8 protein-coding genes are annotated in these 6,860 nt (G+C 70.3%); 2 read left to right on the forward strand and 6 right to left on the reverse strand.

The window, feature by feature from the left end:
- Positions 1-47 precede the first annotated feature (47 nt).
- Both Voc01_RS24370 and prmC read right to left on the reverse strand, forming a co-directional pair.
- Positions 48-692 (reverse strand): L-threonylcarbamoyladenylate synthase, encoded by a 645-nt coding sequence (locus Voc01_RS24370; protein ID WP_203929862.1) that lies wholly within the window; start codon positions 690-692, stop codon positions 48-50.
- A gap of 9 nt (positions 693-701) precedes the next feature.
- Positions 702-1,583, reverse strand: a complete 882-nt coding sequence (gene prmC, locus Voc01_RS24375) for a peptide chain release factor N(5)-glutamine methyltransferase (protein WP_239160455.1) — start codon at positions 1,581-1,583, stop codon at positions 702-704.
- Between the two features lie 192 nt (positions 1,584-1,775).
- On the opposite strand from prmC, the gene Voc01_RS24380 reads away from it, so the two are divergent.
- Positions 1,776-3,272: a GGDEF domain-containing protein gene (locus tag Voc01_RS24380; protein WP_203929856.1), complete on the forward strand. Its 1,497-nt coding sequence runs from the start codon at positions 1,776-1,778 to the stop codon at positions 3,270-3,272.
- A 69-nt stretch (positions 3,273-3,341) separates the two neighbouring features.
- Here Voc01_RS24380 and Voc01_RS24385 read toward each other — a convergent pair whose 3' ends face one another.
- The 3 genes from Voc01_RS24385 to rpmE all read right to left on the reverse strand — a co-directional run bounded on the left by Voc01_RS24385 (position 3,342) and on the right by rpmE (position 5,063).
- On the reverse strand, positions 3,342-3,539 hold the full coding sequence (locus Voc01_RS24385) for a hypothetical protein (protein ID WP_203929857.1): 198 nt from the start codon (positions 3,537-3,539) through the stop codon (positions 3,342-3,344).
- 109 nt (positions 3,540-3,648) lie between these two features.
- Positions 3,649-4,737, reverse strand: coding sequence for a peptide chain release factor 1 (prfA, locus tag Voc01_RS24390; RefSeq protein WP_203929863.1), 1,089 nt, complete (start codon positions 4,735-4,737; stop codon positions 3,649-3,651).
- A gap of 98 nt (positions 4,738-4,835) precedes the next feature.
- Positions 4,836-5,063, reverse strand: coding sequence for a 50S ribosomal protein L31 (gene rpmE, locus Voc01_RS24395; RefSeq protein WP_203929858.1), 228 nt, complete (start codon positions 5,061-5,063; stop codon positions 4,836-4,838).
- Between the two features lie 139 nt (positions 5,064-5,202).
- On the opposite strand from rpmE, the gene Voc01_RS24400 reads away from it, so the two are divergent.
- The gene (locus Voc01_RS24400; RefSeq protein ID WP_203929859.1) at positions 5,203-5,412 is read left to right on the forward strand and encodes a hypervirulence associated TUDOR domain-containing protein; all 210 of its coding nucleotides are present in this window, start codon (positions 5,203-5,205) and stop codon (positions 5,410-5,412) included.
- 46 nt (positions 5,413-5,458) lie between these two features.
- Here the strand turns inward: Voc01_RS24400 and rho are convergent.
- The coding region (gene rho, locus Voc01_RS24405) for a transcription termination factor Rho (RefSeq protein ID WP_203929860.1) at positions 5,459-6,860 on the reverse strand (1,402 nt) is incomplete at its 5' end.

Genomic DNA, 6,860 nt, shown 5'->3' on the forward strand with positions numbered 1-6,860 from the left:
CGACGATCAAGACGGCCGGCAGCGCGCGGCGCCGCGGGTCGACAGGCCTACTGGTCGCGGTGCTCCAGGTCGGGGGCGACCTCGATGAGCTGCTCGTGGGAGATGGCACCGGCGCGGATCAGCACCGGGCGCGAGCCCGACAGGTCGACGATCGTGCTCGCCATCGGGTCGGACGAGACGGCCGCCTCCAGGTAGACGCTCACGGCGTAGCCGAACTGGTCGCGCGCGTCGGCCGCGGTCTTCGCGGGCGGGTTCTCGCCCTTGTTGGCGCTCGACACCGCCATCGGACCGGTCTCGCGCAGCACCTCCAGGGCCAGCGGGTGCAGCGGCATGCGCACCGCGACCTTGCCGTCGGTCTCGCCGAGGTCCCACTGGAGGCTGGTGGCGTGCTCGATGATGATCGTGAGCGGACCCGGCCAGAACGCCTCGACCAGGTCGCGCGCGGTCGCCGACAGCCCGTACACCAGCCCGTCGAGCGTGTTGCGCGAGCCGACCAGCACCGACACCGGCATGCTCCGGTCGCGGCCCTTCGCGTTCTGCAGCGCGGTGACGGCCCACGCCTTGAACGCGTCACCACCGATGCCGAACACCGTGTCGGTGGGCAGGACCACGAGATCACCGCGCTGCACGGCCTCGACCGCGGCGGTGACCCCGCGGTCGCGCTCCTCGAGTTTCGCGCAGTCGTAGAGCATCACGATCGGTCAGTCTGCCAGGCGGCGTGCGGTCGCGAACCGCGGGCGCCCGGTGAGGTCGTCGTGGTCGGCCACCTCGGTGAAGGCGCCGCTCGCCCGCAACAGGTCGGGCACCGCGGAGCCGTGCGTGTCGTCGTGCTCGATCGCCACCACGCCGCCGGGTTTCAGCAGCGCCGCCGCGCGCGTCACCAGCCCGCGGATCACCCCGAGGCCGTCGTGGTCGGCGAAGACCGCGGCCGGCGGGTCGTGGTCGGCAACTTCCGGGGATACGGGCGTTCCCAGCGGCACGTACGGCGGGTTGCTCAGGACGGCGTCCACATGTCCGTCGAGGTCGGGCACGGTGGCCGGGCTCACGGCGTCACCTTCGACGATCCGCACCGACGTGGCCGCCGCGTTGCGTCGCAGCCACGGCAGAGCGTCCGCACTCCGCTCGACCGCGACCACGACGGCGCCCGGGTGCTCGGTGGCGACCGCGACCGCGATGGCTCCCGACCCGGCGCACAGGTCGACGACGAGGGGACGGCTCTGACCGGCGATCGCGTCGAGGCCCCAACCGACGAGAAGTTCGGTCTCGGGACGCGGGACGAAGACGCCCGGCCCGACGGCGAGTTCCACATAGCGGAACGGGGCGGACCCGGTGAGGTACTGCAGCGGGATCCGCTGCGCGCGACGATCAGCCAGCATACGAATCTTCGCTTCGAGATCAACAGTGATCCACGTCACTAAGGCGAGACGATTTTTCGGGATTTTCAGGACAAAAGCGATCAGTTCGCGGGCATCGGCAACCGGAGATGGCACATCGGCGGCGGACAAAACGTGCGCAATTTCGTCGGTTACCTGGCGCACAGTTTTCGAACCGATCGGTGACATGTTGGTAGACGCCTGGGACACCTCATAATCATGAGACACCACCTGAGACGGATAGGCGGTGCGGCGCGGCTCGGATCGCCACCAGGATCAGCACCTGGTTTGCGACGCGGGCGCACCGGGGAGACGGCTGGCTCGAATCGATGGGGGTGTGCCGTGACGCAGACCGCCGACGGGCGGGCGCCATCTCTAGCACCGTCTTCCGAGATAGAGCGCATGCTCTCCGGCGTCCAGCGGATGCTGTTCGACGACCGGGTCACCGAGGCACTCGCCGTGGGCGCACAGCTGGCCAACGCCGACGACCCACGGACCCGGGTAGACGCCCGCATCTACCGGCTGGCAGCGCTGATCAACCTCGACCGGCAGACCGAGTACGCCGCCGCCGTCGACGCCGCGTTCGAGGCGCTCCGCGCCTACCCCGAGCCCGGCCGCTACGGGCGCGTCCACGCGCTGGCCGCCGTCACGGCGTACCGGTTCGGTTCGCTGGAGCGGTGCGTCAACCACCTCGTGCGCAGCGCGTTCGCGTTGAAGGCGGTCGAGCTCACCGACGCGATGACCGCGTGGGGCTGGCACAACCTCTCCAACGCCTACTCGTACACCGGCTTCCACGGGTACGCCCTGAGCGCCATCGAGAAGGCGCGCGAGGTCGCCCACGAGATCGGGCTGCCGGCGTCCGACTTCGTCACGCCCGGTATCCGGCTGCGGCTCGCCGTGTCGCTCGACCAGCGCGGCGACACCGACGGCTGCCAGCGCGTCCTGCGTGACCTCGTGCAGGACTGCCAGGCGAAGCTGGCCAGCGGCGAGCTCGCGCAGACGCGTCCCATCAACCGGGCCAACTACGGGTACGCCGCGGTGCGCCTCGCCGCGCTGGGCTACCGGCGGGTGCTCGACGAGATCGACCCCCGTCCGCTGCTGCGCGACGGCGCGTCGCGGCGCGCCGACGACCTGCGCGCGCTCGGCCGCGCCTGCCACGCCATCGCCATCGGCCGCCCGATCGAGGCGGTCGCCCGGCTGGAGACCGCGGTGGTGTCCGACGAGACGGCCGGCGCCGGCGAGGTGCCCCGGCTGCGCGCGCTGGCCCACGTCGCCACCGGCGACTACGCCTCGGCCTACGCCGCCGACCGGCAGGCCCACCGCGTGGCGTCGGCCGACACCGACCGGCTACGCGACCTGTTCATGGACGGCGTCGCCGCCCGCCTCGACCGCGACAACCTCCACGAGCGCGTCGCGAAGTACCAGGACGAGGCGAACACCGACCCGCTCACCGGCCTGCCGAACCGCCGCTACCTGGAGCAGTACGTCGCCGACCTGGTCGGCCACGGCGGCTCCGCCGTGCTGGGCGTCTGCGACCTCGACGGGTTCAAGAAGGTCAACACGGTGCACGGCCACCTCAGCGGCGACATCGTGCTGCAGCGCGTCGCCGGGGTGCTCAACCGCGTGATGCGCCGCGGCGACTTCGTCGCCCGCTACGGCGGCGACGAGTTCGTGGTGCTGCTGCCGGCGACCTCGCGGGCCGAGGCCCACGAGATCGAGCGCCGCATCACGTCGGCGGTGGCCGGCGAGGACTGGAGCGCACTGGTTCCGGGCACGCCGATCAGCATCACGATCGGCTGGGCCGTGATCGGTGAGGGCGGCTCGACCCGCGTCGCCGAGGCGTTCGAGACCGCCGACATGGCGATGCTGAACGCGAAGACGACTCCCAGAGCCTCTTGAAGGTCAGAGCCTCTTGAAGGTCAGAGCCTCCTGAAGCCCAGCGCGTCCTGGCGAGGTTTGAGCCCCGCGCTAGCGGGCAGAAGCAATCAGGCGCGCGACTTCCTCGCGCTCACGGGCACGCTCACGGTCGGCGCAGACGGCGGCCCAGGCGTTGGCTTTCGCGGTCGGCAGCTTCTCGGCTCCGACCATGGACACGCCGACCCGCCAGATGAGCTCCGCGGCGGTCGCGACGACGGCGCGGGGACCCGCGCTCAAGTCAGTACTCATGGCACGCCTCTCGATTGCCCGTCGTCTCGTGGCCGACAGCCACGCTACCGAATCGCAATCGTCTTGGACCCCTGTTTCACCGCGATGAAGCGGGCATCACAGCGGGTGGTCACCTTCTGCTCAGATGATCTTCACCCTCGAGCCGGGCCTTGCGATCGGCCTCGGTCAATGCATCGAGGACGCCGTCGAGGTCACCGGCCAACGCCAGGTCGAGGTTGTACGCCGTGTAACCGATGCGGTGGTCGCTGATGCGGTTCTGCGGGAAGTTGTAGGTGCGGATCCGCTCGGAGCGGTCGACCGTGCGCACCTGTGACCGGCGGGCGTCGGACGCGGCCGCGGCCGCCTGCTCCTCGGCCAGCTGGGCCAACCGGGCCCGCAGCATGCGCATCGCCCGGTCCTTGTTCTGCAGCTGCGACCGCTCGTTCTGGCAGGACACCACGATGCCGCTCGGCAGGTGGGTGATCCGCACGGCCGAGTCGGTGGTGTTGACGCTCTGCCCACCCGGTCCCGACGAGCGGAACACGTCGATGCGCAGGTCGCTCTGGTCGATCTCGACCTCGGTCTCCTCGGCCTCGGCCGAGACGATGACGCCGACCGCGCTGGTGTGGATGCGCCCCTGCGACTCGGTGACGGGCACCCGCTGCACCCGGTGCACCCCGCCCTCCCACTTCAGCCGCGACCACACGCCGTTCCCGCCCTCGGGCACGCCCTTCGTCTTGATCGCGACCGCGGTGTCCTTGAGGCCACCGAGGTCGGACTCCTGCGAGTCGAGCACCTCGGTGACCCAGCCGTGCCGCTCGGCGTAACGCAGGTACATGCGCAGCAGGTCGCCGGCGAACAGCGCCGACTCCTCACCGCCCTCGCCGGCCTTGATCTCAAGGATGACGTCCTTGGCGTCGTTGGGGTCGCGCGGCATCAGCAGCTCGGCGAGCCGCTCCTCGATCTCCGGCAGCCGCGCCTCCATCTCGGTGGCCTCGGCGGCGAACGCCGCGTCTTCGGCCGCCAGCTCGCGGGCCGCCGTCAGGTCCTCACGGGCCTGGCTGAGCTCGGCGGCGGTCTTCGCGATCGGCGACAGCTCCGCGAACCGGCGCCCGACTTTGCGCGCCGCGGCCTGGTCGGCGTGGATCGTGGGGTCGGCGAGCCGCTGCTCCATCTCGGCGTACTCGGCGAGCAGCGCGCCGAGCCGGTCTGGCCCCACCCCGGACTCAGTCATGGTGCCACTCCCCTGGGTTCAACCGCTCTGGGCACACCAACGCCCGCCGGCCCGGTGACGGGCGGCGGGCGTGGGGCGGAAAGCTACTTGCCGGCCTTCTTGGCCTGGGCCTTCGCGTACTTCTGCTGGAACTTCGCGACGCGACCGGCGGTGTCGAGCACCCGCTGCTTGCCCGTGTAGAACGGGTGGCACACGTTGCACGTCTCGACGTGGATCGAGCCGTTCTTCGCGGTGCTGCGGGTGGTGAAGGTGTTCCCGCAGGAACAGGTGACCTCGGTGGTCACGTACTGCGGGTGGATGCCCTGCTTCATGCCTGGATGTCCTCTCACATGTGGTCGCCGGGTCGCCCCGCGCGGGGCGTGAACCGGAACCAGAACCTCGGCAATTCTGCCACGGCGTACAACCGACGCAGCCACGGGGTTATTTCCGCAGCCCGGGTAGACCGTGGGTATGGCGAAAGATCTCAAGAAGGGCGACGAGGTGACCTGGCAGAGCCACGGCCACACCGTCCCCGGCACGGTGGAAAAGAAGATCACCAGTCGCACCGAGGCCGCGGGTCGCACCGTGAACGCCTCATCCGACGAACCCCAGTACCAGGTCAAGAGCGACAAGACCGGCCGCGAGGCGGTCCACAAGCCGGAGTCGCTCACGAAGAAGTAGCCGCGCGACGGGCCCGGTCACATGGACCGGGCCCGCGCGGCGACGACTACTCGCCCGGCGTGGTCTGTGCGATCTGCATCAGGAACTCGATGTTCGTCCGCGTCTTCTTCAGGCGCTCGAGGAGGACGTTCAGGGCCTCCTGCGAGTCCAACGCGTGCAGCACCCGGCGCAGCTTGACCACGATCGCGAACTCGTCGGGCGCGAGGAGGATCTCCTCCTTACGCGTCGAGGACGGGTCGATGTCGATCGCCGGGAAGATGCGCTTGTCGGCGATCTTGCGGTCGAGCTTGAGCTCGGCGTTGCCCGTGCCCTTGAACTCCTCGAAGATCACCGTGTCCATCATCGAGCCGGTCTCCACCAGGGCGGTGGCGAGGATCGTGAGCGACCCACCGTTCTCGATGTTGCGCGCCGCGCCGAGGAACCGCTTCGGCGGGTACAGCGCCGTCGAGTCGATACCACCGGACAGGATGCGGCCCGACGCCGGCGCGGCCAGGTTGTAGGCACGGCCGAGACGGGTGATCGAGTCGAGCAGCACGACCACGTCGTGACCCAGTTCCACCAGCCGCTTCGCCCGCTCGATGGCGAGCTCGGCGACGGTGGTGTGGTCCTGCGGCGGGCGGTCGAACGTCGAGGCGATGACCTCGCCCTTCACCGACCGCTGCATGTCGGTGACCTCTTCGGGACGCTCGTCGACCAGCACGACCATGAGGTGGCACTCGGGGTTGTTGTGCGTGATGGCGTTCGCGATCGCCTGCAGCACCATCGTCTTGCCGGCCTTCGGCGGCGACACGATGAGCGCCCGCTGCCCCTTGCCGACCGGCATCACCAGGTCGATGACGCGGGTGGTGAGGATGTGCGGCTCGGTCTCCAGCCGCAACCGCTCCTGCGGGTACAGCGGGGTCAGCTTGTAGAACTCGGGGCGGCGGCGCGCCTCCTCCGGGTCCATGCCGTTGATCGTGTCGAGGCGCACCAGCGGGTTGTAGCGCTCACGCCGCTGCTCACCGTCGCGCGACTGGCGCACGGCGCCGGTGACGGCGTCGCCCCGACGCAGCCCGTACCGCTTGACCTGGGCCATCGCGACGTAGACGTCGTTGGGCCCGCTGAGGTAGCCGGTGGTACGGATGAACGCGTAGTTGTCGGCGCTGTCGGACTTGTTGCCGTTGTCCTTGCGCACCACGTCGAGGATGCCGGCGACCGGAACGAGCACGTCGTCTTCGCTGACGGGCTGCTCGCTGCCGCCGCCCTCGCCACCGGTGCCGCGCTCGTTGCGCCCACGCCGACGGTCGCGGAACCGGCTGCGCCGGCCGCGCCGGCCGCCCTCGCCGTCTTCGTCGTCGTCGCGGCCCTGCTGGTCGCGCTGGTCACCACGCGGCTGGTGGTCGCGGTCGCCGCGCTGGTCGCCGCGGTCGCCGCGGTCGTTGCGCTGGCCGTCGCGGTCGTTGCGCTGG

The organism is Virgisporangium ochraceum (assembly GCF_016863655.1).
Lineage (GTDB): Bacteria > Actinomycetota > Actinomycetes > Mycobacteriales > Micromonosporaceae > Virgisporangium > Virgisporangium ochraceum.